The following is a 255-nucleotide window of genomic DNA, read 5'->3' as shown; positions in this document are numbered from 1 at the left end:
CAAAAGATCCAAACGATCCGACAAAAGGTTATGAACCACCAACACCGAAGGATCCGAACGATCCAACACAAGATACACCAGTACCATACGTACCAGCAGGTACAGTAACAGTGCATTACGAAGATGAAAACGGTAATGTGATTAAAGATCCAACTGTAGATACAGCGAAATCACCAGTAGGTACTGAGTACAATACAAACGAAAACGGTACAGAAATTCCGAAAGAAATCACTGGTAAAGACGGAAAAGTATATG

General features: G+C 40.8%; 1 protein-coding gene. It reads left to right on the top strand.

Translation table 11 applies throughout. The features are described from left to right. Positions 1 to 255: MucBP domain-containing protein (locus TP70_RS10165; protein ID WP_044361445.1), on the top strand; the 255-nt coding region annotated here is incomplete at both ends.

The sequence above is a fragment of the Staphylococcus microti genome (assembly GCF_000934465.1).
Classification (GTDB): Bacteria; Bacillota; Bacilli; order Staphylococcales; family Staphylococcaceae; genus Staphylococcus; species Staphylococcus microti.
This window is presented reverse-complemented; position numbering and strand designations above follow the sequence as displayed.